At 46.7% G+C, this 23,637-nt stretch carries 20 protein-coding genes and 1 tRNA gene; 4 read left to right on the plus strand and 17 right to left on the minus strand.

Annotated features, from left to right (window positions below; genetic code table 11):
* Window positions 1-234: 234 nt before the first annotated feature.
* The 3 genes from F4X88_15415 to F4X88_15425 all read right to left on the minus strand — a co-directional run bounded on the left by F4X88_15415 (window position 235) and on the right by F4X88_15425 (window position 4,404).
* Entirely contained in the window at window positions 235-495 is a 261-nt protein-coding gene (locus F4X88_15415) for a hypothetical protein (protein MYA57675.1), read from the minus strand.
* Window positions 496-844: 349 nt separating this feature from the next.
* Window positions 845-2,527 (minus strand): glycosyltransferase family 4 protein, encoded by a 1,683-nt coding sequence (locus tag F4X88_15420; protein ID MYA57676.1) that lies wholly within the window; start codon window positions 2,525-2,527, stop codon window positions 845-847.
* A 20-nt stretch (window positions 2,528-2,547) separates the two neighbouring features.
* Window positions 2,548-4,404, minus strand: coding sequence for a glycosyltransferase family 4 protein (locus F4X88_15425; GenBank protein MYA57677.1), 1,857 nt, complete (start codon window positions 4,402-4,404; stop codon window positions 2,548-2,550).
* A gap of 427 nt (window positions 4,405-4,831) precedes the next feature.
* On the opposite strand from F4X88_15425, the gene F4X88_15430 reads away from it, so the two are divergent.
* Window positions 4,832-5,023: a hypothetical protein gene (locus F4X88_15430; protein ID MYA57678.1), complete on the plus strand. Its 192-nt coding sequence runs from the start codon at window positions 4,832-4,834 to the stop codon at window positions 5,021-5,023.
* 77 nt (window positions 5,024-5,100) lie between these two features.
* Here F4X88_15430 and F4X88_15435 read toward each other — a convergent pair whose 3' ends face one another.
* The 12 genes from F4X88_15435 to F4X88_15490 all read right to left on the minus strand — a co-directional run bounded on the left by F4X88_15435 (window position 5,101) and on the right by F4X88_15490 (window position 18,562).
* Entirely contained in the window at window positions 5,101-6,417 is a 1,317-nt protein-coding gene (locus tag F4X88_15435; GenBank protein ID MYA57679.1) for an FtsX-like permease family protein, read from the minus strand.
* 6 nt (window positions 6,418-6,423) lie between these two features.
* On the minus strand, window positions 6,424-7,395 hold the full coding sequence (locus F4X88_15440; GenBank protein MYA57680.1) for a hypothetical protein: 972 nt from the start codon (window positions 7,393-7,395) through the stop codon (window positions 6,424-6,426).
* Between the two features lie 445 nt (window positions 7,396-7,840).
* Window positions 7,841-8,977, minus strand: coding sequence for a hypothetical protein (locus tag F4X88_15445; protein MYA57681.1), 1,137 nt, complete (start codon window positions 8,975-8,977; stop codon window positions 7,841-7,843).
* Between the two features lie 19 nt (window positions 8,978-8,996).
* Entirely contained in the window at window positions 8,997-9,893 is an 897-nt protein-coding gene (locus tag F4X88_15450; GenBank protein ID MYA57682.1) for a methyltransferase domain-containing protein, read from the minus strand.
* A gap of 100 nt (window positions 9,894-9,993) precedes the next feature.
* A complete protein-coding gene (locus F4X88_15455) occupies window positions 9,994-11,085 on the minus strand; it encodes a hypothetical protein (protein ID MYA57683.1) in 1,092 nt (363 codons plus the stop codon).
* Window positions 11,086-11,165: 80 nt separating this feature from the next.
* The gene (locus F4X88_15460; protein ID MYA57684.1) at window positions 11,166-11,387 is read right to left on the minus strand and encodes a hypothetical protein; all 222 of its coding nucleotides are present in this window, start codon (window positions 11,385-11,387) and stop codon (window positions 11,166-11,168) included.
* A gap of 212 nt (window positions 11,388-11,599) precedes the next feature.
* Window positions 11,600-12,658, minus strand: coding sequence for a hypothetical protein (locus F4X88_15465; GenBank protein MYA57685.1), 1,059 nt, complete (start codon window positions 12,656-12,658; stop codon window positions 11,600-11,602).
* A gap of 86 nt (window positions 12,659-12,744) precedes the next feature.
* Window positions 12,745-12,978, minus strand: coding sequence for a hypothetical protein (locus tag F4X88_15470; protein MYA57686.1), 234 nt, complete (start codon window positions 12,976-12,978; stop codon window positions 12,745-12,747).
* 99 nt (window positions 12,979-13,077) lie between these two features.
* Window positions 13,078-14,727: a glycosyltransferase family 4 protein gene (locus F4X88_15475; protein MYA57687.1), complete on the minus strand. Its 1,650-nt coding sequence runs from the start codon at window positions 14,725-14,727 to the stop codon at window positions 13,078-13,080.
* 21 nt (window positions 14,728-14,748) lie between these two features.
* A complete protein-coding gene (locus tag F4X88_15480) occupies window positions 14,749-16,464 on the minus strand; it encodes a glycosyltransferase family 4 protein (protein ID MYA57688.1) in 1,716 nt (571 codons plus the stop codon).
* Window positions 16,465-16,641: 177 nt separating this feature from the next.
* On the minus strand, window positions 16,642-18,141 hold the full coding sequence (locus F4X88_15485; protein MYA57689.1) for a phosphomannomutase/phosphoglucomutase: 1,500 nt from the start codon (window positions 18,139-18,141) through the stop codon (window positions 16,642-16,644).
* Between the two features lie 103 nt (window positions 18,142-18,244).
* Complete coding sequence (locus F4X88_15490) at window positions 18,245-18,562, minus strand: hypothetical protein (GenBank protein MYA57690.1); 318 nt, start codon at window positions 18,560-18,562, stop codon at window positions 18,245-18,247.
* A gap of 223 nt (window positions 18,563-18,785) precedes the next feature.
* On the opposite strand from F4X88_15490, the gene F4X88_15495 reads away from it, so the two are divergent.
* Window positions 18,786-18,858: transfer RNA gene (locus F4X88_15495), tRNA-Asn, on the plus strand.
* 113 nt (window positions 18,859-18,971) lie between these two features.
* Window positions 18,972-19,796: a phytanoyl-CoA dioxygenase family protein gene (locus F4X88_15500; GenBank protein MYA57691.1), complete on the plus strand. Its 825-nt coding sequence runs from the start codon at window positions 18,972-18,974 to the stop codon at window positions 19,794-19,796.
* On the opposite strand, the gene F4X88_15505 is transcribed toward F4X88_15500, so the two are convergent.
* Window positions 19,793-21,427: a thiamine pyrophosphate-binding protein gene (locus tag F4X88_15505; GenBank protein ID MYA57692.1), complete on the minus strand. Its 1,635-nt coding sequence runs from the start codon at window positions 21,425-21,427 to the stop codon at window positions 19,793-19,795. The genes F4X88_15500 and F4X88_15505 overlap by 4 nt on opposite strands.
* 421 nt (window positions 21,428-21,848) lie before the next feature.
* The gene (locus F4X88_15510) at window positions 21,849-22,976 is read right to left on the minus strand and encodes an ABC transporter ATP-binding protein (protein MYA57693.1); all 1,128 of its coding nucleotides are present in this window, start codon (window positions 22,974-22,976) and stop codon (window positions 21,849-21,851) included.
* Between the two features lie 447 nt (window positions 22,977-23,423).
* Here F4X88_15510 and F4X88_15515 point away from each other — a divergent pair, with 447 nt between their 5' ends.
* Window positions 23,424-23,624, plus strand: coding sequence for a hypothetical protein (locus tag F4X88_15515; protein ID MYA57694.1), 201 nt, complete (start codon window positions 23,424-23,426; stop codon window positions 23,622-23,624).
* The last annotated feature ends 13 nt before the right edge of the window (window positions 23,625-23,637 follow it).

Genomic DNA, 23,637 nt, shown 5'->3' on the forward strand with positions numbered 1-23,637 from the left:
GCGGACCTTCGCGTGGCACAACCTAACAGGAGACCATGCTACAAATATGTGTGGTTAAAGGTGCTGAATATAAACAAATGCTTTACAATATCCCTTTTAAAATTAAAGACACAACTTTTCGGAGGCAAGGGTGCATTATAAAAAATAAAAAGCAAATTTGCAATCAAAATTGCAAATTTGCTTGAAATCGTATGGCATTCCGACTGCGGAAAACAGTGGAAACGCAAACATGGATTAACTATCATCAACACACTCAGATTCCCACTGTTGACAGGTTCCGTCATCATCGTACTCTTCACACCACGCTCTACACCAGCCATACGGCCCACAATCATCATGGGTTTGACATGATGCTTCTGCAGGTGGAGCATACATCATCTGCGATAACAAAAGGACCCCACCGGCTACACCCAAAGTTAACGGCGCCCGTATACCGACCCGTCCACTTTCAGATGTAAGAAACCGTTTCGCTCTATCGCGTGTCTCTTTTTTCATTCGGATTTACCTCCTTTCCGCCGGATTTACATCCAGCCAAATTAATTTTCCAAACTGAGTTGGAAAACCTATTCCAACATCAAAGACCTACTTGAAAATCAGGCGTAGAGGTCCTTTGCTGGAAATACTCGAAAACCAAATTGTGCAGAGCACAATTTGTCTTATAGTAAAGCCTGTAATTACTTATACACCCGCAGAAGAAGCGTCGGGAATCGGAGTTCCCTCCTACAGGGTTCATGAAGCAGGGTGCGGGTTCTCCAAAATGTAAACTTATTTTCAGATTTTACTATAATTTCACATTTTCAATTCAGTAGACTTATACCGTAGGGTCAATCTCCACTAAAGTGGGTCAAAATTTAGTCCCTCTTCCAAATGCCAAGTTGCCCCGTCGTTGAACAGAACTTTCTATCTTGAAATGCTTGAAAACCGACGCGACTTCAGTGGATTTGTGCTGTTCCATGAGTGTCTCTGCTAAAGCCTTTTCGAGATGTTCATACCTGTTAATCCCCAATCTATACACATTGGATGTTATTTTACGCGTCTCAGAACTATAGCGACGACAGAAAATAGGACGGAACAAATTTTCATCGGTTGGATAACTCCTGGTCATCAACGGACGGTTCTCCTCAAACAATCGGATAATATTTCTTGCTGCCTTCTGCCAAGTGTATTTCTGAGCGAAACCTTTCGCAATCCGTTCATATTCAGCGCGCATCTTAGAAGGCTCCAACCCTTGATTGATCGCTGCCGAAAGTTGGTCCATGGATACGTGAAAATCACCAAAATTATCCCATTCCAATCCGATACTCACCCCTGCTCCTTTTACTTCTGTGGGGAGACCGTATTTCGTCATGGCGATACACGGCGTTCCATAAGCCATTGCCTCCAAAACCACTGAAAGCGGTGTACCCGGCATCGCAGGAAAATAGATCAGATCCAGTGCCTGAAAGAAAACCGGTAAAATTGCAGACATCTCCTCATCATCTGCCCTGAAAATCACCACATTCTCCGGTAGATTCCTATAGTGCTTTGCCAATACGTAATCATAAACAAAAATCGAGAGATGTCGGTTGGCTCGCGCAAATGCAGAAATCCACTGTGCACCAAGATGCGGCTCAAATCCAGAAACCAATCCAACAACTGGGCGCTCGGCAAACATCGGTCTATCAAAAATAGCAGCGGTGTGTTGCTTTGCTAACCCTTTATCAATCGGTTCAACAACGTTGATACCGTCCGGAATCACATGGATATGCTTTCCCGGAATACCAAACTCGCTCAGCCATTCCTTCATCCATGATGCTTTGACAACCAAACTATCATTCGTTTTCTGTGCCACATAGAGAGCCAAGAGTGGTTCAAGCAGCGAACTTTGTAGTTTCTGGCTGTTTTCTATACAGTGAACAATTGGAATATCTGGGACCTGATAGTATAACAGGTCATTCTCCATTAATTGAGAAAGCAGTAAAATACCGTCGTAGCCTTCTCTGGCATACCATACAGGCACAAAGGTATCGTCCTCATCATTTGTTATCTGCCGAATACGAATCTTCCCTAAATCTCTCTTGTTCCCGGAGCGTATACCACCATCCCTGACTTGCGAAAAAGATAGTGTTTCTAACGATGCCTTACGCGTAAGGGCAGATAAAAGTTGATACCGATTCATAGTCGTGATGTAATCAATCGATGATTCTTCATCCCTAAAACCGAATGGAACCAACAATCTGAGTTCTCCACGTACAGGTTGAGAAGCGTTAAACTCACCAGATGACTCGGGAATCCGTGCTAAAAGTTGTCCTCGCTTACCAAACCACTCCAATCGTTTAATACCTTCAAAAACAGATGACACCTTATACTTTTTTTTCAAAGCCTCAACAATTTGATAATCCGTCTGAGTCCCATAGCGACTCAGGATATCCCATTCTACATCGTTGATTTCAATGATGTCATTGGTTTCAAGGTCAGCAACATATTTGCGTCCCTCTCGTTCAAATTTATGGTGGGGTTTTAAGTGATAGCCTGAGTTATGGGTCATTGGTTCTTTATCCTCCTTTTTTAGGCAGTCGCCTGTATTAAGCCGTGAACCCTTTTAAGTGTCGCCTTTGCTCGTTCCTCATCCTCAACCACCGCAGCAAGGACCGCCTCGGCTTCCCTCACAGTGTGATTCTTCAAAATGCTTAACGCAAGACCATCCTCAACATGCATGGAATAGGCTGTATCCCTTATGAGACAGCGCTCATAATGTTGATCCATCCCCAATACAATCGATTTGTATTTCAACCACTCACTGCCTTGATGTGCTAATCCTTCCGCTTCTAAACCATAAGCTGCTTCTGACGGTGTCGGTACAAACATATTTAAAAGTCTGTTTGGACTGACAAGCCGTCTCTTTTCGTGGAGTCTCTCAAAGCACTTTATAATCCGTCGCGCCGTCTTGTCCCAAGTGAAGGACGCTGCCCGTTCTCTTGCCTTCTGGGAAAGTTCCTGTCGCATTTCCTCATCATTCAGCAGCACGTTAATCTTCTCCGAAAAATCTAAGGGTGAAGGGTAACTGACAACCGTCGCTATATCTTCTTCAAAATTCTCGGCATCGGCGATCAGACCCGTATTTCCAACAACCGATGGCACACCATCAAAATTGGGAACGATCGGGGGAACGCCACACGCCATCGCTTCAAGGACTGTCAATCCAAAGGTTTCCTCACCTGACATTGAAAGGAAACAATAGACGTCAAATGCGTTATAGACCATCGGCAACTTCTCACGAGGATGGAATCCGGCGTAGACGAGATTATCAGGGAGTTCCCTCGATTGATACCTTCCAAGGTTCGGACCCGCAATCAAAAACAACAAATGCGGATTCAATTCAGCGAGTTTTAAGTAGATAGATGCCCCTTTTTCTGACTGCACCCGTGAAAGGTAGCCAACAGTTGGCGTTGTTACAATGCGTTCGTCTCCAACCTGTTCAGCCAACTCTTGCTTGGCTTTTTGTTTATTCATCGGACGAAACAACGCCGAATCTACACCGTTAGGAAGTGTATTAAAGAAACTCGAATCCCATACATAATCCGAATAGAACTCCCGGACATAATCCGATGGCGCCGTGAAAGCATCAAAATCTCGCATCGCCGCGTAATGCCGCAATATAGAGTTTATCGCTTTTCCCCCATGTCCACGGGGGGCATGACACTGAACTAAGATCGGCGGGAGTTCTACATGCTCGTAAAGGGGTAGCAGCCATGTTTCCTGGTCGTGATGTAAGGTAAGAATACCGAAATAGGTTTCGTTGAGCCTTCGACTGAGTCTACCGAAGTCAGACACCCTGATATCAACTTCATAGACGTTATCGGCTAACTTCCGATTCTGGTTGCCTGCAAAGTGAAGATCTACGTATTTGGTGAGATGTTCAAACATGTAAGACAGCGCCATGTTCGTCCCCGCATACAACGTTTCGATATCAAAATACGAGTCAACATTGATACCCGGTATGGCAACAAGCAACTTCCGCCGATCCGTTCCTACTGAGACGATCTCCTCGAGATTTTTACCGCGATTGAAGAGTAACCCTTCCTTTTCAAATTCTGCAAATGTTTCAAACGCCTCATAAATCTCGTCCTCTGCATAAGTGGTTTTCAGGACCTGGACAATTTCTTCGTTTGTCCGCTCTTCCGCCAGTTTCAAGATGTCGAACATTACGGCGGAGAGTTCGATAATGCTCGCTTTTTCAAGGTCTGCAGCATAAAATACTGCATCCTTTTCAAAGAGGTAAAGCGGGTGTAAAATTCTTGGGAAATCAAACACTTTTTTCTCCAATCTTTTCGTTGTTTGTAATTGCGCTCTTAAAATTAAGGACACCACATTTTGTAGTATGGGGTGCATAATTTGAAAAAAATATGCGAACATAAACTGCATAAAATCACACCAAGCCCGCACACATTTCGGTATGAAAGCCACAATTTACCAAGGTATTAGGCATAATTCCTTGATAAAAAATCAATAATCTGTTGCAAAAAAAAGGGACATAATTTAGGGAAAATATGCGAACGGAACACGCCGAATTGATCTTTACTGGAAAGCAACGGTGCTACTTTAGAAGTGAAGATAAAAATTAAAATATCAGACTGCACCCTCAGTAACCCAAAATTGTGTCCTTAAATAATAAAGGGACGCACGCCTGACATAAGAAATAGGACAGCGTGAGCAGACAAAAGAGCACTATGTCCGATGCGTCAATGTGAGTAAGATGTATCACTGCTGCCTATGCGAGGCAACAGACGAACTCGTTCTATATTGAGAGAAAACACGAATAGGGTTACGACTCAGAAGGGAGGAAGTAGCGATGAGTATTGATTCACTGATTAAACACGTCGAAAGTCTCAACAATAACATTCGCGTTGAGAGAACAGGTGAATACCTTAGCGTGAAAGGGAACACGTATTATGTGAGAGGCAAATTGAAGCTATTAGGTTTTCGATGGAATCGAAATAAACGAGAATGGTATTACTTGGCAAAAGGGATGGACCTAAACTGAAACGAATCTGGAGAACTTACAGCGTTTAGGTTGGAATAAAAGGTATGGATAGTAGACGGAGGCATCTCTATATCCGACTATTCTGCGCGGAGTGCTTCAATAGGGGGGAACGATGATGCTTTTATCGCGGGATACAGCCCAAACGAAATACCGATTACCACTGAGAATGAGACTGAAATCAGCAGCCATTGTAAGGATATAACGGCGGGCCATTCAGGGACGATTTTGACAATTTTGACGGCAAGTATTGCCATGCCTTCGCCAGCAAAGATGCCTAATACAATACCGATTGCGCTACCTACACCACATATCATAACTGACTCTATTAAAAACTGGAGTAGGATATCAAGAGGTTTAGCACCAAGTGCCTTTCGTAATCCGATTTCACGGGTGCGCTCGTTGACAGCAACAAACATCATATTCATAATACCGATGCCTCCAACGAGCAGTGAGAACCCGGCGATGCTCCCCAGAGTTATTTTTATTATCCTACCGATTTTATCTAATTGTACCATACCCGCTCGCATCTCCCAAATCGAGATGAAATCGTCTTGATTTTTGTGTCTTTTTCTGATGACTGTTTTCACCTCTTCAATTGCTTTCGGAATATCCTCAACGGTATGTGCATAGATCGAGATATACTTAATACGATCATTACCAGTGAAACGTTCTTGAACGGTTGATATGGGGATAAAGGCAAAGTTATCGAAACTCCAGCCGAATCGCAGACTTCTACCTCTCGGCATCAGTGTTCCGACGACTTTGAATCGTTCTGTGAATCGCATTCCTTTTTTTCGGTGTCTCCAACTGTAATACTCGTTATGTCGTGCGATTTTAACTTCTTGTCCCAAGGGCGATTTATCACCGAATAAGGCAATAGCAATCTCATTGCCTAATACGCAGATTTTCGCTCCGTTCTCTACATCTTCATCTGTGATAAAACGCCCCTCTTTAAGGTCCCACTCCATTGCAGTTTTATAGTTAGCATCTACACCGTTCCAGCCCGCACGAGTTTCAGCACCTCCTGGTGCTTGAATCAATACCCCTGACCAATTCCAGACCTGAGGCGCGACAGCCTTGAGGGAAGGACATTCTGCCTCCATTGCCAACACATCTTCATATTTTAGATATTCGCTGCTACGGCTAGGGATCCAGCGGTTATTCACGCGTTTGAACCGCTGCTGGTATATAATGAACTGATTCGCACCGCCGAGTTTCTGTATGTCTTGTCGGACAATTTCCTGGGCACCGTCACCAATCGCTATCATTGCCAGTACCGAAGCAACGCCGATGATAATCCCCAGCATCGTCAGCAGAGAACGTAGTTTATTTGAACGAAGTGCCGCAATACTGATTGATATCGCCTCAACTACGCGCATTTCACTCCTCCACATTATAACCTATTCTCGTTTCAGTTTTCCCCAGAGTGTCGTCAGCAATTGGGGTTGTGGTGAAACTGGCAACGCATACGCCGGATCAAACCAATCCCCAAGATGATTCGAGCCAACATGCGTGAGTTGTTCCGACTGCCCACCATCTAAGTTAACTTTGAAGATGTGGAAACTCTTAAGTCCAACAAACCGTTTATAGAGCAGGGCATCACCACGTGGAGACCAAACGACTGAAGTCGCTCTCGGACCCGCTTCATCAATAATTTGGGTAACGCCTGTTCCATCACGATTCACTGTATAAATCGTCTCTTTCTCAACGAAGTCTTTAAGTGGCACCCGATGCAGCCAAGAAAATGCCAACTTGTCTCCTGTTGGAGACCACTTCACGCCAGGTAGCCATGACGGTATCGCCTTGGCTGGAAAAAGGGGTTTCTGGTTGCGCGTACGGAGGTTGAAGAGCGTTATTTGCATCTTTTCTGCCCACCCCGTGATAAGGGCAAGTTCCATTCCATCTGGCGACCATGTCGCAGGCCCCCCAATTGCGATGCGTTCCTCATCTTCTTCACCGAGTGTTGCAACATGGACCACCTGTTCATCACGTATGATACGCGAGTAAGCGATCTGTTTTCCATCTGGCGACCACGCGGGTCCTACTCTGAGTGCCTCCTTCCCAAACACTCGCTTCACATTTTCTCCATCTGGATCCATGAGGTATAGGTCCCAAGCGCCATCTCGGTCAGAGACGAAAAGGATCTGTTCACCTATTGGCGACCAGACGGGTGTAATATTCTGTGAGCGATGGTGCGTTATTTTTACCTGCTGGCTGCCATCTGGATTCATGAGATAAATATCACGAGTCCCTTCACGGTCTGCCCAAAACGCGATTTTAGCGGTTTTCGGGGCTTCTGCCCAAATAGAGCAAAGTCCGTATAAAAATGTTAAACTGAAAGTGGAAAATAAAAATAAAAGTCGAGGCACCATGAGAATTTCCTCCAAAATTAGACATAGGCGTTTAAAAACTATAGTACAAAGCAGCAGAAATATGTGGCAGTTTTCACTGCCACATTCTGAAATGTCTGGAAGGCCAATTAGTTGGCATCGACTTCCCAGACAATGGTTGAGTTATTAACTATGCATCCCGACAAGTGCCAAGATCACACACCTGACCTGCCGGGCAAGGGACACCACCACCACCTACCTTACCTTCCTCAGACGCGAGGAAGGTTCGGATTCTGCCTTGAATACTATCTTTCATATTGTTTTTCTCCTTTCTGCCGGTGCTTCTGTTCCGGCAAGATTGGATTCCCAAACAGTGCTGGGAATACCATTTCCAGGGCGAATACTATCGCTGTAGGAGTGAAGCCCTCCCCCTGGACATGCTTTCTAATATCTTGTCAAAAGGTTCATCATCCTTGTTGGTTATATGTTACAGAAACTGCATCAGTTTCAGATAAAATGGACCTTGGCAAAGTACCGTTAGTATGGCACCGACAGAAATGACCGGGGCAAAGCGTATCGAGGGTTGGACGTTTATCTGATTGCCGAATTCAGCAAACGCACCTTCCTCCGCAAGGTTTTGTAACTGGAAAATCTCTTCTGCGGTTAGACCTACGGGATCAGGTGAAATAACGATATTATCCTTCTGGCCGCTCGAAAAATCCACCTGCTTCTTTTCGTAGCGGACACTGCCATCGGGCTGTTCTACCCTCACAATTTGCTCAGCGGGAATCATTCCAACCTCAAGACCATTCACGTCCACGACCTTGTCCAAGGTTATACTCGCTAAACTGAGAATCAACTGTTTGGCAATAACAAAAACGACGAGATACAGTCCTAAGAAAAAGGCGAAACCGGAGAGAAATACCGATACAGATGGTGTCGCTTGCAGTGCCAACCCAACAGATGTGAAACCAATGATTAAGTAATAGGCGGGTGTTTTCGGGAACGGCGATAGTAATTTTTGGATCAATGTGAATGCCACCAAAACTAAAACGAGATGCAGCAATCGATCAGGTTTCCACTCAAACTGCTGGAACAAGTAGGTTAACCCGGATCCAATACCGATAAACATAAGGAGGCTAAATAGCTTTTCGAGCAGTGTATTCTTTTGAAAGTAAGACTTAAAGAAATACCGGAACAGATTTAATTTGTTTGGCATTAGGGCAAACTTGAAAAGCAGATAACCGAGGATCCCTATTGAGTATGGAACAATAATATTGAGGGCAAGTATCAGGGGTGGGAAACTTAAGGCACCGCTGAGGTTTCTAAACAGGGACAGCGGAAAAATTAAGCAGAGTCCCCAAAAGAGTTTGGAATCCCCTGGCGAGAAAATACCAAACCAATAGAAAGCAAAAGCGATAAGCCCGCCCCCAAAGAAGAGTCCTAAGATGTAGAGCGGCGTTGTTGTACCAAGATACCACGCCATCAATTGGCTGAGCGTCCCCACATAAAGCAGTCCGAGGGAGCAGAAATTGCGAATCTTCTGCGTCTTCAGATCAGTGTAACTCGCATATCCACAGAAAACGAGTGCTAATAAAATCAGAAAGTATTCATAGTGTGACATAATAGAAAATTGTCTCCCTTTAGGGTTTTATACTCAACGCGAATGTATCAACGAAAGCCCCAGTTTGACGTTGGAATTCCTTTGTTTCAAAATCAATAACCTCAAGTCCAACCTTTTCGTAGAGTGCTAAGACTTCATCTGGTGTGTCAAAATCGTAGAGGTGCATCATAAGAGGGAGTTGCACTGGCAGTGCTGTTATTGCGTATCCACCAGGTTTCAGCACACGCATTGCTTCTGACAATCCAGTTTCTGGATCAGGGATATGTTCAAGCACTTCAATCGCGACGACCACATCGAAAGTGTCGTCAGGATAGGGTAAGGTTCTCACATCTCCAACCGACAGCTTACCCCTTCCCAGCACTCCTCTCTTTGTCAAGAGTCTTTGTGCATGATGGAGGCAGTAGTGACTAATGTCAACACCATCAACTTGCCACGAGGTATTCTGCTGTAGAATGAACGCGGTCAACACCCCAGGACCGAAGCCGAGATCACAGAACTCTGACTTCTCTTCAAAACGATCTAAGTGCTTACCGATGAACGCTTTTCGTTCCAAAGCAGGCGGAAAAGAAATATAATTCAGATGTTCGCTGATCGGATAATATTTCGTTTCATAGAGTTTCGTTGTTACGGCTTCAAAGTCCCTATCTGCTGTGAGTTCAGTAGGAATCTCAAGCGCGAAAAGTTGTTCAATGCTGACTTCACCAGAGTGGAGAATGTCACTGACAATTTCTTCAGTGTGTGCCCAACTCGTTTCGGATCGTTGGATTAAGTCCTCCGTCTGTTCTAAAATAGAAGACAACAGATACTGAATCGTCTGACCAAAACGGGCGCGATGGTATTCCACAGCGTGTGGATACAAGTTTGTGTGTGTTTGAAAACGTGTCTCAAACGAGATTTCAAATTCAGGATAGTTCATTCATCAGTTCCCTTTTTTCCTATAGGACTCGAAGTTGGTTGATATTACGTTCACAATAATTTATCCGCAGGTTAGAGAAAGACTCTATTTCCGATAGATCCTACTTCCGTTTGAGTTCTCCCCATAGTGTCGTGAGCAGCTGGGGTTGTGGCAAGACAGGTAGCGCAAACTCTGGATCAAACCAACCGCCCACATAATTCCATCCCTCATGGGTGAGTTGGACCGGCTTCCCGCCGTCCAAGGCGACTTTGAAGATGTGTAGTTCCCTGTTAACAAGTTGTGTATAAAGGAGTTGGGTGCCATCCGGAGACCAGGTCGGGTCGGCAGCTCTTGTTGTAAGGTCCCCCACGATCTCTTGCGGATCTGTACCATCGCGGTTCACAATGTAAATTGCCTCTTCCCTGAAGCCGTCAATGTGCCAAGAGAAAGCGAGTTTATCGCCATTTGGGGACCATGCGGGACCCCGAACCCACATCGGTTCCTTGGGGAAAGGGAAGAATGTTTGTCTTTTCGTTCGCACCTTGAGCAAACTGAAACGTCTCGGTTTGTCCAATGCGCCGCTGCGAAAGATGATTTCTGTGCCATCGGGAGACCATGCCGGTGTGTAACCAATCGCCACACGCTCCTCATCTTTTCCATCGATGGTGCCAATATAGAGCAAAGTGTTGCCAATTTCTCCATAACTGTAGGCGATGCGTTTGCCATCGGGAGACCATGTGGGACCCGTTCGTCTCTTCCATTTGTCAAACACCTTTTGTACATTAGAGCCATCTGGTTCCATGAGATACAAATCCCAAGTCCCCCATGCCTTCTGCTCACGATTAGATGCGAAAAGGATGTGTTCACCTGTTGGCGACCAAACTGGATAAATATCGTCTGCGCGATGATTGGTTAGATTCACCTTCTCGCTGCCATCAGGATTCATGAGATAGATGTCCCGAGTCTCTCCTATACTGGCTTTGGCAAACACAATCTTTGCCGTATCTGGTGCCTTTGCGAAAACAGCACACACTTTCCAACACAACACGGATACACTGAGCAAACAAAAAAGAAACTGGACCTTATATTTCATGAGAAATACCTCCTTAACGGGAATGAGCCACGGAGAAGTATGGACGCGGTTTTGATAGTGTATCCCTATACTGCCCTTCAGCGTCTGAGGCAGACGCACTTTCAAAGCGCGCCGCCTCATTGGTTCGTTAATATTCGTCAGAAATAATCAGTGACGAAGAAGGCAAACGCCTCTCGTCCTAACCGTTTCTAAGAGTAATATTAACTTGGATGACAACTGCCGTGATCATGGCAGTAATATCCAGGATCGCATTCGGATGAGTGACAACATGGACGTGCCTCAGCATGGGGCACCCCAACGATAGCCTGTGCGAGCAGAACACTCCCCACCGCCGCACCGAGCGTCAGGGGGGATTTTATCCCAACCTTGCCTTTCTCAGACTGGACGAACTCGCGGATTTTACCGCGAAGATTCTTTTTCATCTCAGTTTTTCTCCTTTCTGCCGGTGCTTCTCTTCCGGCAAGATTGACTTCCCAACCGTAGGTGGGAAAGCCATTTCCAAGGCGAATCACTTCGCAGTGGAAGTAGAGCTCTTCCCTTGGAAATGCTTAAAAACTGCCTCGACTTCAGCAGGTGTATGCTGTTCCGCCAACATTTCTAAAAAAGCAGTTTGAAGGCAGTCAAGTTTCAAATACTATCTCTTTTTTATATCTCCCCATGTAGTTGTAAGCAGCTGTGGTTGTGGTGATACCGGCAATGCATACGCTGGGTCAAACCAATCCCCGCCAGCATTCGCTTGAATGCTACCCCCAAGATGCGTCAGCTGCGTCCGAATCCCGCTGTTTACATCAACTTTGAAGATTTGGAACCGACCCTTAATTTCCTGTGTATAGAGAACTTCATCTCCATTTGGCGATAACGCTGGATACTGGGCATAGGGACCTGCTTCTTTAACGAGCTGCTGGAGACCGGTGCCGTCGCGATTGACGATGTAGATCGTTTGCTTTGCCTTCCATGCGTTATGAAGATCCGCATCCAAGATGGGGGGTAGCGGATGCTTGTTCCCAGTAAAGGCAAGTCTGTCTCCCGCAGCAGACCAAGAAGGATCGTATTGCCAAATCAGTGCTTTTATTATGGGTAGCGGTTTTTCCTGCGCTCGTGTCTGGACGTTGATAAATGTCAGTTGAGAGGCGAATGGCTGGTCTACAGAGTAGGCAATTTCAGTGCCATCGGGCGACCATGCGGGATACCAGCCTTCCGCAATATGTTCATCCTCTTGTTCCCCAAGGCGCGCAATGCGGATATCAGAATTAAGAGTATTCCACTGCCTGTTCACATAAGCGATGTGTTTGCCATCTGGCGACCATGTTGGACTGCTTCTATAAATTTTTGTTTTTCGCTTGAAGACGCGTCGAACGTTGGTTCCATCTGGGTCCATCAGGTAAAGGTCTCGCTCGCCGCCGCGATCGGAGATGAAAAGAATCTTTTCACCGGTAGGTGCCCAGACGGCTTGCAGATCATTTCCAGGATGTTGTGTGAGTCTGACCTGTTCGCTGCCATCTGGGTTCATGGTGTATATTTCTCTGTTTCCGTCGCGTGCAGAGGTGAACAAAATTTTAGGGGTCGTCGGTGCTTTTGCGAAAAGCGGAGTGCCGTTCGGACATAGTAGTATCACACTAAGCATGTAAGAGATGAATATGCGTTTCATCTGTATTCCTCCGAAATTTCTCAGGAGACCTAATAAACTCAGCATATGGGAGTGTGTGGCAGTAGAAACTACCACACACTGAAAAGTCAATAAGGTTGTGACGGTCTACGCCACAGCCTATATTGACGGTATTAAACACATGTCCCCTCTCCATCAACGAAAGGACCAACACATCTCTTACCATCCGGGCATTGACCGTCATCTTTGCATCTTTCGCATGCGTCGGCGGGTATTGTTCCCACGATAGCCTGTGCGAGCAGAACACTCCCCACCGCCGCACCGAGCGTCAGTGGGGATTTGACTCCCACTTTGCCTTCCTCGGATTGGACGAATTCGCGGATTTTACCGCGGAGATTTGTTTTCATTTCTGTTCACCTCCTCTCTTTCTACCGGAAATCTCACCCCGGCGGAATGTGCTTCCCAACTGTAGTTGGGAAACCACCTCCAACAGGAAACACACTTCATCAAGAAGCAGAAGTTTCTCGTCGGAAATGCTTAAAAACTGTCTTGACTTCAGTAGGGGTATGATGTTCCGCTAACATTTCTACCAAAGCGGTTTCAAGACAATCATATCTGTTGGTTCCAATTCGGTACACGTTAGATGTCGTGTCTCCGGTCCCTGGATTATATCGACGGCAGAAAACTGATGGGAGCAAAGTTCTTTGCCTGTTGGATACATTCACACTTGGTTTCCGATGACCCTCTTCAATGGACCGGACAGTTTCTTGTGCTACTTTTTCCCAAGTGAATTTTTGCGCCAAACGCTTTGCGGCGGTTTCACATTCGGCGCGTGTATGAGAAGGTTTTAACCACTGATTTACCACGTTGGACAACTCAGGCATCGGGACGCGGAAATTACCGCCTCCACGCCATTCCGATTTCACGACAGTACCAGCACCCTCGACCTCTGGAGGCAGTCCATATTTCGTCAGAGCGACACATGGTGTGCCGTCCGCCATCGCCTCTAAAACCAACGAAAGTGGTGTTCCCGGAATCGCAGGGAAACAGACAAGATCAAGTGCCTGAAAGAAAATAGGGAGAACCGAACGGGTCTCCTCATCATTTGCACTAAAAATTACCACATTGTCTGGCGGATTTTTATAATATTCCGCTAAAAATGAATCGTAGACAAAAATCGCAAGATGTGGATTGGCATGAGCGAACGCAGAAACCAGTTCCGCCCCAAAGTTGGGTTCAAATCCAGAAATCAATCCTACAACGGGCTGTTGTGAAAACATCGGTTTTTCAAAGAGAGTGGCGGTATATTGCTTCGCCAGCGGTTTGCCTATAGGTTCACCAACGTTGATACCGTTCGGAATAACGCTGACACCCTCTCCCGGAACACCATATTCCGTCAGCCAGTCCTTTACCCATGAAGATCTGACGATTAGCGTGTCGTTTGCGTTTTGGAGGGCATAGATATTTAGAAGCGTTTCAAGTGTTGAACCTTGTAACTTCTGAACATCTTCTATACAGTGAACAATTGGCACACCGGGAAGCTGATAGTATAAGAGATCATCTGTCAAAAATTGAGAGAGGAGTAGGATACCATCGTATCCATTCATTGCATACCAAGATGGAGTGAAAGCACTGCTTTTTTCTGTCTCTATATCCCGAATCCGGATATTCCCATAACCTTGAAAGTCCTGCGGTTTTGAGTCTTCTTCTCCTGCTTTGGAAAAAGTAAGGGTTTCCAAGTCTGCGAATTGCGTCAAGTGCGTCAGGAGTTGATAGCGATTCAGATTTGTTGTATGGTCCAGAGATGTTTTCTCGTTTGTAAAGTGGAACGGCACCAACAATTTCGGTTTCCCATCCTTCTGTTTCCAACTGTCTGTATCCCGTTTCGCGGCTCCATCTATTGCGCTTAAAAGGGAGCCTTTCTGTCCAAGCCGTTCCAAACGTTCAATCCCGTCGAAGATAGACTCGACTTTATATTCTTGCTTGAGTGCCTCAACGATTTGGTATTGCGTCTGTGTGCCATAGCGACTTAGAATTTCCCATTCTACATCGTTGAGTTGAACGATATCATTCGTTTCAAGATCTGCGACATATTTCCGACCCTCTTGTTCAAATTTACGGTGTCGGTTCAGGCGGTAGTGAGCGTGAAGTGTCATAGTCTATTCGCCTCCATTTTCTTAAGCGGTTGCCTGGATTAAGCCACGAACCCTTTGAAGAATTGTTTTCGCCTCTGCTTCATCTTCAATGAATTCAGCAAGAAGTGCCTCTGCTTCCCTTGCTGTATGGTTTCTCAAAAGCGTTATCACAAGCCCGTCTTCAACACGCTGGGAATAGAGGGCATCTCCCATTAGAGAACACTGGTAGTGCTTGTTCATACTCAACAGGATAGACTTGTATTTGAGATGATGTTGCTTCGGATTTGATACTTCAATGTCAGGTGTGAAGGCATTCAAGAGTTTATTTGGACTCACAAGTTGCCTTTTTTTGTGAAGTGATTCAAAGAGTTGGATGATACGTCGTGCGGTTTTATCCCAAGTGAACGATAATGCGCGTTTTCTCGCTTTTTGGGACAGTGTTTGCCGCATGCCATCGTCGCTCAATAGTCGGTTAATCTTCTCCGAAAAATCTATCGGGGACGGGTAACTCACAAGAGTCCCTATATCTTGATCGAAATTCTCAGCATCGGCGATTAATCCTGCATCCCCGACGACTGAAGGCACGCCGTCAAAATTGGGAACGATCGGTGGAACGCCACACGCCATCGCTTCAAGAACCGTCAATCCAAAGGTTTCCTCACCTGACATTGAAAGGAAACAGTAGACGTCAAATGCGTTATAGACCATCGGCAACTTCTCGCGCGGATGGAATCCAGCATAGACGAGATTATCAGGGAGTTCCCGCAATTGATACCTTCCGAAGTGTGGTCCCGCAATTAAAAACAACAGGTGCGGATTCAACTCAGCAAGTTTCAAGTAGACAGAAGCCCCTTTTTCTGATTGCACTCGCGAGAGATAGCCGACTGTGGGAGTCGTCACGATTCGGTCGTCTCCTACATGTTCGGCAAGTTCCTTTTTTGCTGTTTCTTTCTCCATCGGACAGAACAGAGCGGAATCTACACCGTTGCGGAGTGTGTTAAAGAAACTCGTATCCCAGACGTAATTTGCATAGAACTCACGGACATAATCCGATGGCGCTGTGAAAGCATCAAAATCCCGCATCGCTGCGTAATGCCGCAACATTGAATTGAGTGCGTTTCCACCATGTCCACGGGGAGCATGGCATTGTACAAGAATAGGCGGCAGTTCTTTGTGTTGATAGAGCGGTAGGAGCCATGTTTCGTGGTCGCGATGTAAGGTGAGAATGCCGAAATAGATTTCGTTAAGCCTTCGGCTGAGTCTACCGAAGTCAGACACCCTAATATCAACTTCATACACGTTAGCCGCCAACTTCCGATTTTGGTTGCCTGCAAAATGGAGATCTACGTATTTGGTGAGATGTTCAAACATGTAAGACAGTGCCATGTTTGTTCCGGCATATAGCGTTTCAATATCAAAGAACGAGTCAGTGGTGATGTTAGGTATCATAACAAGCAACTTTCGCCGTTTATCTTCTATAGCGAAAGTTTCTCTGAGATTTTCACCCCGATTGAATAGCAAACCTTCCCCTTCAAATTCTGCACATCTCTCAAACGCCTCAAGAATCTCGTCTTCTGGATAAGAGGTATTCAACGTCTGAACAATTTCTTCACTCGTCTGCTCTTCCGCCAGTTTCAAGATGTCAACCATCACGGCAGAAATCTCTACGACCCGTGCTTTCTCGATATCTGCAGCATAAAGGACACCATCTTCCTCAAAGAGGCAGAATCGGTGTAAAACTCTTGGGAAATCAAACACGTTTTCCTCCAACTTTTTTGTTGTTTATGATCGGGCTTTTAAAATTAAGGACACAACATATTCAGGCAAGGGATGCAAGATTTAGAAAAAGGGGGAGTGGCATTACTCGCTCAACCAAAGAGATTGGCTTAGAGAGATACAAATCTGGATGGTTTACAACGTTTGAGGTATGAAAAACTATTCCTTTTCCCAGCGAAACCGCGTTTCTCTGCAACCTCCGAGACGCTGAAGTTTTTCACTAATCCTCACCGTTTGTTCAATCAGGAGATCCTCGCTCCCGATAGATTCAACATTGAGCCTCAACAAGGGTTCCGTGTTCGATTTCCGCAGATTAAACCGCCAATTCCCCTGACCACGACCATTAGCAGCAGGTAGACGGAAACCTGTGTGAAATCTGACCGACAAACCATCAACTGACATTTCAATACAAGGGTGATTCCCCAAAGCGTATAGTGTCTGTTGAACGCCCTCCATAGCATCTCGCATGTGCCGCTCGGTTTCAAAGGAGAAGTTAATTTCACCTGAAACAGGATATGCCGATCGGAAACGATCAACAGATTCAGCGAGTGATGTCCGGTTTGCGCTGAGATATTCAAGGATGAGTAATAAGGGAATCATCCCGTTATCCGTATAGAAATTGTCTTTGAAGTAATAGTGTCCGCTTGCTTCCCCCGCGAAGAGTGCGCCGGTCTCCTGCATGCGGGTTTTGATAAACGAGTGTCCACACTTGTTGAGAAGCGGTGTGCCATTCGCAGAAACCACAGCGTTCTCTACTGCCCAGACGGCTCTTGGATCAAAGATGACAGTCTGTTCTCCTTTCTCTTGAAGGAGTTTTTCGGCAAGCAACGCTGTAATGTAGCACCCCTCGACAAACGCCCCGTCTTCATCAAAGAAGAAACATCTGTCGGCATCTGCGTCCCATGCGACCGCCAAATCTGCTTTTGTTCGTTTAACCGCCTGTGTGGTTAATTCCCGATTTTCGGGTCTCAAGGGGTCAGGTCTGCCGGCGGGAATCTTGGAGAATGTGCCATCGGGTTGGGTAAATAATCGCTCACATATCTGGATGGGTGTCTCTGCTAACAGACGTTCGGCAATCTGTCCAGCAAGCCCACTGTTGGCATTGATGACAATCCGCTTGCTGGAGAACTGAGGCAAGTTTGTGAATGCGAGAAGGTGCTTCATATAGACATTCAGGAATGGAATAGGTTCAGGGATTGCGCGACCGTGTGTTTTTTGTTTCCGAGATAGGATGCCGTTTTTGAGGGTATCGCGGATATCAAAGAGACCGGTATCGGCGGATAGTGGTGCGGCATGCCGGCGGACGAGTTTCATACCGTTATATTCAGCTGGGTTGTGAGAGGCTGAAACGATGATGCCACCATCTGTTTGGTAATGCACGACAGCGAAATAGAGCATATCGGTCGAAATCTGACCAAGGTTGAGGACTTCAACACCCGAGTCTACAAGTCCTTCAGCAACCTGCTGCCAGAGTTGTGGTGAACTTTCGCGGACATCGTGTCCGAGGGCAACAATTTTGGGTTGGAAGCGATTTGCGAAGGCGCGGGCGATTTGATAAAAATCTGTCGGTTGAAAGTCAACACCGAAAACGCCACGAATATCATATGCCCTAAATATGTCACGATTCATTGAAAGTCTCCGTTTTGGAAGTGTTCTCATGCATACGCCAGCCGCTCTGGAACGTCAATGTCAATCCAATCCGCACCTGTTTTATTTACGAGGCGAACTAATGAGAATTGCCTCCCTATAAATCGAGACACGTTCATTTGTCGATATAGCGGATTTTGCACGTATCCAGCGAAACGATTACCGTTCCACGTATATTCACCTTGTGCATTGCCCCGTCAACAATATCCTTTTTGGGTTTTGCACAATCGGCTTGCACGAAACAAAGCCTGCCTGTATCGACAAAAAAGCGTCTACCCTCACTGTCCGTGAATTCGCCGTCTCCGTCAAGTGTGTTGAATTCATAGTATCTATACGGAAGTGTGTTGATTTTATTCCAATCAAATTCGTCAAGATAGCTCGGATCCGCGATATACCAAAGCCCGTTTACATCTCTCAAAATAACGTCAATCATTATTTTTAATGCCTTAAATATAATCTCACTCTGCAAATCGTCGATTCATATTTGCCTCCGCAACATCACTCTTAAAGTGTGATGCCCCTTTATAATTAAGGACACAACTTTAGGGTGAAAAGGGGGCATCATTTGTAGCAAAACACTCTTTTCAGGAAACTCTGTAAAAATTTTGAATTTAATTTGCAATTGCGAATGGAATAGTGTATAATTACATTAACATTCCCCCATAGCTCAGTTGGTAGAGCAGATGGCTGTTAACCATCGTGTCGGCGGTTCGAGTCCGTCTGGGGGAGCTCTCAATTTTGCTGACGGGCTTTGCCACTCATTTTGGTTGTCAAGGTCCGTCAGCAAAAATTTTTAACCTGTTCCTGTCCAAACTCGCCTTATCTCTCCAGTGGAGGTCAAGATGCCTAAGAAATTTACCGATGCTCAGCTTGATGAACTCTTAGCGAAAGGCTACTTAATTGTACCCGACTACTATTCAGGTGAGCAACTTGCGGAGATGCAGGCTGCTCAACGCCGTGTACTCCCGACATGGGAAGAAGTTAAGGATGATCCACCGCCCGGTAGAGCGACTTTGACCGAATTCCCGCCCGCTGAAATGGCTTTATTACGTGCGATCGTGGACCACGACGCATGGGAATTCGCACGTAAGTTTCTGAAAACGGAGCGTATTCACTACCGTGCTGGGTGTATGATTGCACGCTACCCTGGATTTAAGGGACCCGGTGTCGATAGCGATCCGAGCAATTTGCACATTGATAACGGCAACAACTCACTGCTACCACAGTCCGAGAGTGCACGTGAATTCGGGCAAATCGGCTTTTGGGTACACCTTGAGGATGTTGACGCAGACCAAGCACCGCTGAGACTCCTCGCGAAGGAACACGGGCGGGATACCGCTAAATATGAACCCCTTGTTTGTAAAGGCGGAACTGTCTGTATCTTCAACAACTATACGCTGCACTCAGCAAGCGATTACCTGCGGGAAGATGGACAACGCTTCACGTGGGGATTCGGCTTAGGACGGGCAGACCACTACTGGGAAGGCTTCCGGCACTATACAGACAAAGGTCGAAATCCGACGTTCTCGAAATTCATCGGCACGCTGACAGGCGCAGAGCGCGAGGTCTTTCGGTTCCCACCTGCTGGACATCCATACTATACGCCGCAGACGCTTCAGGCATTAGAAGAACAGTATCCCGGCTGGAACGCCCGCGGTGAGTATTAAAAAGCCGTTTTTCGGAGCGGTTCGGACATCAGCCATCCGATGACGTTGACGATGTCGTCCTGCCGGTCCTGTAGCATCACTTCGATGAGTGCAGGTTTTTCGGCAGCGAGGGCATCCCGTAACGTGTCCTTAAAGTCCGCCAAATTCTCGACCCGCTCGGCATACGCACCGAAAGACCTTGCGAATTCGACGAAATTCGGATTGAGCAGGTCGGTGTCGATTGTGCGTCCTTCACACCCTTTCTGTTGAGACCCCTTAATCGCTGACAATGCGCCGTCGTTCACCACAATCGCAACGACATTGATGCCGTATTTCATAGCGGTTGCCATTTCCACGGCTCCCATCAGGAACCCGCCGTCCCCACTGAAACAGATGACAGGTCGATCGGGATAAGCGACCTTCGCACCGATCGCCGCAGGATACGCATGTCCTAAGGCGACACCGATATTGGGATAGAGGAACGTCCTCGGATCGTAGACCGGAAATTCACCAAAAGAGGCGTAACCGAGCGCATGGACATCAATAGCGTAGATGGTGTCTCGTGGTAGCACGTCCTGTAGTTCATGAATGACCGGCAGCGGGGGTTGTGCGTCAAATGCCTGTCGGAGTTGCGCCAGTGTTTCATCCCACCCGTTTTCACCCGGGGCAACGTCCTCGATGAGTGCCTGCAACGTCAGTTTCAGATCACCCACCACACCTATATCACACGGATATTCAAGCCCAATCTCATCGGCATCTTCGTCTATTTGGATGAAGGGTTGCGGGAGTTCCAGACTCCAATTTCGGGTATCAATAGAGGTAAACCGGGGCCCGATCCCGATTAAACAATCCGTCCGTTGGAGTGCCTCGCGTCCGAGGTAGCCGTAGCAAATCTGGAGTGCCAACGGATGATCTTCTGACAAAACGCCTTTTGCATTACGGGTAACAATGACGGGAGCATTCAGTTTTTCAGCGAGGAGACGTAACTCGTTTCGAGCGTTTGAGTGAAAGACAGCGGAACCGGCGAAAATCAGGGGCATCTTGGCATTTTGGATTGTTTCGACCGCGGTGCTCAGGGATGCATCATCAGGAGCGGATAATTCAGGGCGTTCGACACGCGGTGGGATTCGGACATCTCCGTCACCGGTGACGACATCCATCGGGAATTCCAGCATGGTGGGTCCCGGTCTCCCAGTGCGCATCGCTTTAAAGGCGTTTTCAATGACGACAGGAATCTCAGCGACGGTATGTGCAATCGCGCAGTATTTGGTAATCGACTCGAAAAACTGCATCTGATCCAAGCCGTGGAACATCTTGCTCGGATGTTTACTGTAGAGACTGGAATCGCTCTGTCCCGTAATCAGCAGGACAGGTGCACAATCCGTGAACGCCTCTAAAATCCCCGTCGAGGCGTTACTGGCACCCGGTCCCGGCACGGTGATAGCGACACCGGGTTCACCTGTTGCGCGCGCAAAGCCATCCGCCATCTGCGTCGCCGCGTATTCATGTCGGACGAGGTAGTGGTCGATTGTGCCTTCGCCGCGTCGCAGCAGGGCATCGTAGATTTGGATGTTTTGGGTGCCGGGCATCCCGAAAACCGCCGAAACGCCTTGTGCTTTCAAACATTCAATGATTATATCTCCGCCTTTCACTTATGAGTCTCCTTTGTGTTCTCTGAGAAAATTTTCTAACCACGCATCGGGATCGTATCCGAATCGGCGTAAGAGTTGGCAGCCGACACGTTTTAGAAAATTTGGGATAAGATTAAAGAGTTTAAGTCGCCAATTCATTTTTTAACTTGTTGTTCTTGGGCTGCTCTCCATTACATTACGAGCAGGTTTCTGGTTAATTTATACTGGATTTGGGAATTTTGACGCTTCTTCGCCAAAACATTAAACCTTTAGCCTGCAACAATACGCAAAAATACCGGATTTAGTCTGGGAATAGACTCAATCCATACGCAAGTCGCGTGTGGACTTGCGGGACAATGTATTACATTGCAAAAACACGCAGGCGGATATACGCAAAGGAACATTATTTATCCAACCCGCTTCACCGAACCGCAAGGAACAATTAAAAAATAGCGTTGCCACTATTTTTATCGAAAAAATGCAGCCGGTCTGGAACAAATGCGACGTAGAGGTGCTGTCCGATTTCCGCTTCAAAGTTCGGTGATGTGCATGCTTTAAGAATCGTGTGCGCGCCGGATGTCCCCGTTCCGAGCGTCAATTCGACGATTGTCTCGGCACCGAGGGGTTCACTGCTATAGACCTCCGCCTGAAACGCATTGGGGATTGGTTGATGACTCACAATAACGTCTTCAGCGTGCGCGCCGAAGATCAGGGCTCGGTCTCGGGCGTTGTCGTTTACAACTTTAGCGATTTTGGGGTCCTGAATTGCGACTGAATTACCGCCGTCAAGATGGCTCGCTAACGTCATAAGGAGGTCGCCATTCGTGGTGGAGATGTCGCACGGGATGCAATTCATGCTCGGATTGCCGATGAAACCGGCGACAAATAGGTTGGTAGGGTGATTATAGATGTCAGCGGGTGTTCCCAATTGCTGGATTCTACCGGCTTCAAGGACAGCGATCCTGTCTGCCATTGACATCGCTTCGATCTGGTCATGTGTCACGTAGAAGGTGGTTGTGCCGAGTTCACGTTGCCGCCACCGGATTTCGGCGCGCATTTCGGTCCGCAGTTTCGCATCGAGATTGGAGATCGGTTCGTCCATAAGGAAGACTTGGGGACGCCGCACCATTGCGCGTCCGAGTCCAACGCGTTGTGTCTCACCGCCGCTCAACTGGTTGGGTGTCCGCAGGAGCAGATGCTCGATATGCAGCATCTGGGCAATATCTCTGACGCGCCGGTCAATCTCTTCTTCGGAGAGTTTTCTCGGATGCAAGGGGAACGCCATGTTCTCGTAAACGCTGAGGTGTGGATAGAGGATATGCGATTGGAAGACGAAGGCGACATCGCGTTCCGCGGGGGTTTTCTCGTTGACGCTCACGTCGTCGAGATAGATCGTCCCTTCTTCGGGGGTGTCCAAGCCAGCGATACACCGAAGCGTGGTCGTTTTTCCTGCCCCCGTCTGACCGAGGAGCACAAAGAATTCCTCGTCTCGGATATCGAGGTTGATATCGTCAAGTGCGATGAGATCGCCAAACCGTTTTGTAATGTTTTCGAGTCGGACTGTGGCCATGGGTAAGTCTACGATTCTGTGTTGTGGATATTGCTATAGTATAGCACAAATTGCGTTTAGCGGTCAACAAGAATTCTTTGAACGGATGTATAAATATTTTATAATGGATCCGAAAAATAAATGGACATTTTTGTAGCGTAGGAAACCGTTAGCGTGCGTCCTCCCTTCAAGGCGTAAAAAGTAGGCAGCTATATGCCACATCCGAGGGTTTGCCCCCTATAATGGTGATAATAGCCGATTTTGTGAAGTGGCATTGTTCTTGCAGGTTAAATAAAAAAGAACCTTACAACAAGGTCCTATAGATACCGTATTCACAGGAACAGAAGATCAGACAAATTTACTAAAAAAGTGTAACTTTTTTTGGCTAACTTCCGTTTAACGTTGTGTTGGACTATATATTCAATTTTTAGCGAATCTATACAAACTCTTTTAGAAAGGGGTAAAGCAATGAAATCCACTAATGTCCGTAAGAACCATCCATCCTTATATGAAACCGCTGTGTGTCTCGCGATTGCGAAAGCACGTCAAGATGAATTACGCTGGGAACTTTTTATTGATAATTTGTCCCAGATTTGCGATACATTCGCCTATCAGATTGCTGCGAAAGGCACTGCCCCTTCTAAGCAATCCAATCAATCACGGCACTAACCAGTTTCTGTCC

The organism is Candidatus Poribacteria bacterium (genome assembly GCA_009839745.1).
Classification (GTDB): domain Bacteria; phylum Poribacteria; class WGA-4E; order WGA-4E; family WGA-3G; genus WGA-3G.

Excerpts from the sequence above, each read along its gene's own strand:
- F4X88_15415 (MYA57675.1), bottom strand. The coding sequence starts at position 495 with ATGAAAAAAGAGACACGCGATAGAGCGAAACGGTTTCTTACATCTGAA.
- F4X88_15420 (MYA57676.1), bottom strand. The coding sequence starts at position 2,527 with ATGACCCATAACTCAGGCTATCACTTAAAACCCCACCATAAATTTGAA.
- F4X88_15425 (MYA57677.1), bottom strand. The coding sequence starts at position 4,404 with ATGCAGTTTATGTTCGCATATTTTTTTCAAATTATGCACCCCATACTA.
- F4X88_15430 (MYA57678.1), top strand. The coding sequence starts at position 4,832 with ATGAGTATTGATTCACTGATTAAACACGTCGAAAGTCTCAACAATAAC.
- F4X88_15435 (MYA57679.1), bottom strand. The coding sequence starts at position 6,417 with ATGTGGAGGAGTGAAATGCGCGTAGTTGAGGCGATATCAATCAGTATT.
- F4X88_15440 (MYA57680.1), bottom strand. The coding sequence starts at position 7,395 with ATGGTGCCTCGACTTTTATTTTTATTTTCCACTTTCAGTTTAACATTT.
- F4X88_15445 (MYA57681.1), bottom strand. The coding sequence starts at position 8,977 with ATGTCACACTATGAATACTTTCTGATTTTATTAGCACTCGTTTTCTGT.
- F4X88_15450 (MYA57682.1), bottom strand. The coding sequence starts at position 9,893 with ATGAACTATCCTGAATTTGAAATCTCGTTTGAGACACGTTTTCAAACA.
- F4X88_15455 (MYA57683.1), bottom strand. The coding sequence starts at position 11,085 with ATGAGGCGGCGCGCTTTGAAAGTGCGTCTGCCTCAGACGCTGAAGGGC.
- F4X88_15460 (MYA57684.1), bottom strand. The coding sequence starts at position 11,387 with ATGAAAAAGAATCTTCGCGGTAAAATCCGCGAGTTCGTCCAGTCTGAG.
- F4X88_15465 (MYA57685.1), bottom strand. The coding sequence starts at position 12,658 with ATGCTGAGTTTATTAGGTCTCCTGAGAAATTTCGGAGGAATACAGATG.
- F4X88_15470 (MYA57686.1), bottom strand. The coding sequence starts at position 12,978 with ATGAAAACAAATCTCCGCGGTAAAATCCGCGAATTCGTCCAATCCGAG.
- F4X88_15475 (MYA57687.1), bottom strand. The coding sequence starts at position 14,727 with ATGACACTTCACGCTCACTACCGCCTGAACCGACACCGTAAATTTGAA.
- F4X88_15485 (MYA57689.1), bottom strand. The coding sequence starts at position 18,141 with ATGAGAACACTTCCAAAACGGAGACTTTCAATGAATCGTGACATATTT.
- F4X88_15490 (MYA57690.1), bottom strand. The coding sequence starts at position 18,562 with ATGATTGACGTTATTTTGAGAGATGTAAACGGGCTTTGGTATATCGCG.
- F4X88_15500 (MYA57691.1), top strand. The coding sequence starts at position 18,972 with ATGCCTAAGAAATTTACCGATGCTCAGCTTGATGAACTCTTAGCGAAA.
- F4X88_15510 (MYA57693.1), bottom strand. The coding sequence starts at position 22,976 with ATGGCCACAGTCCGACTCGAAAACATTACAAAACGGTTTGGCGATCTC.
- F4X88_15515 (MYA57694.1), top strand. The coding sequence starts at position 23,424 with ATGAAATCCACTAATGTCCGTAAGAACCATCCATCCTTATATGAAACC.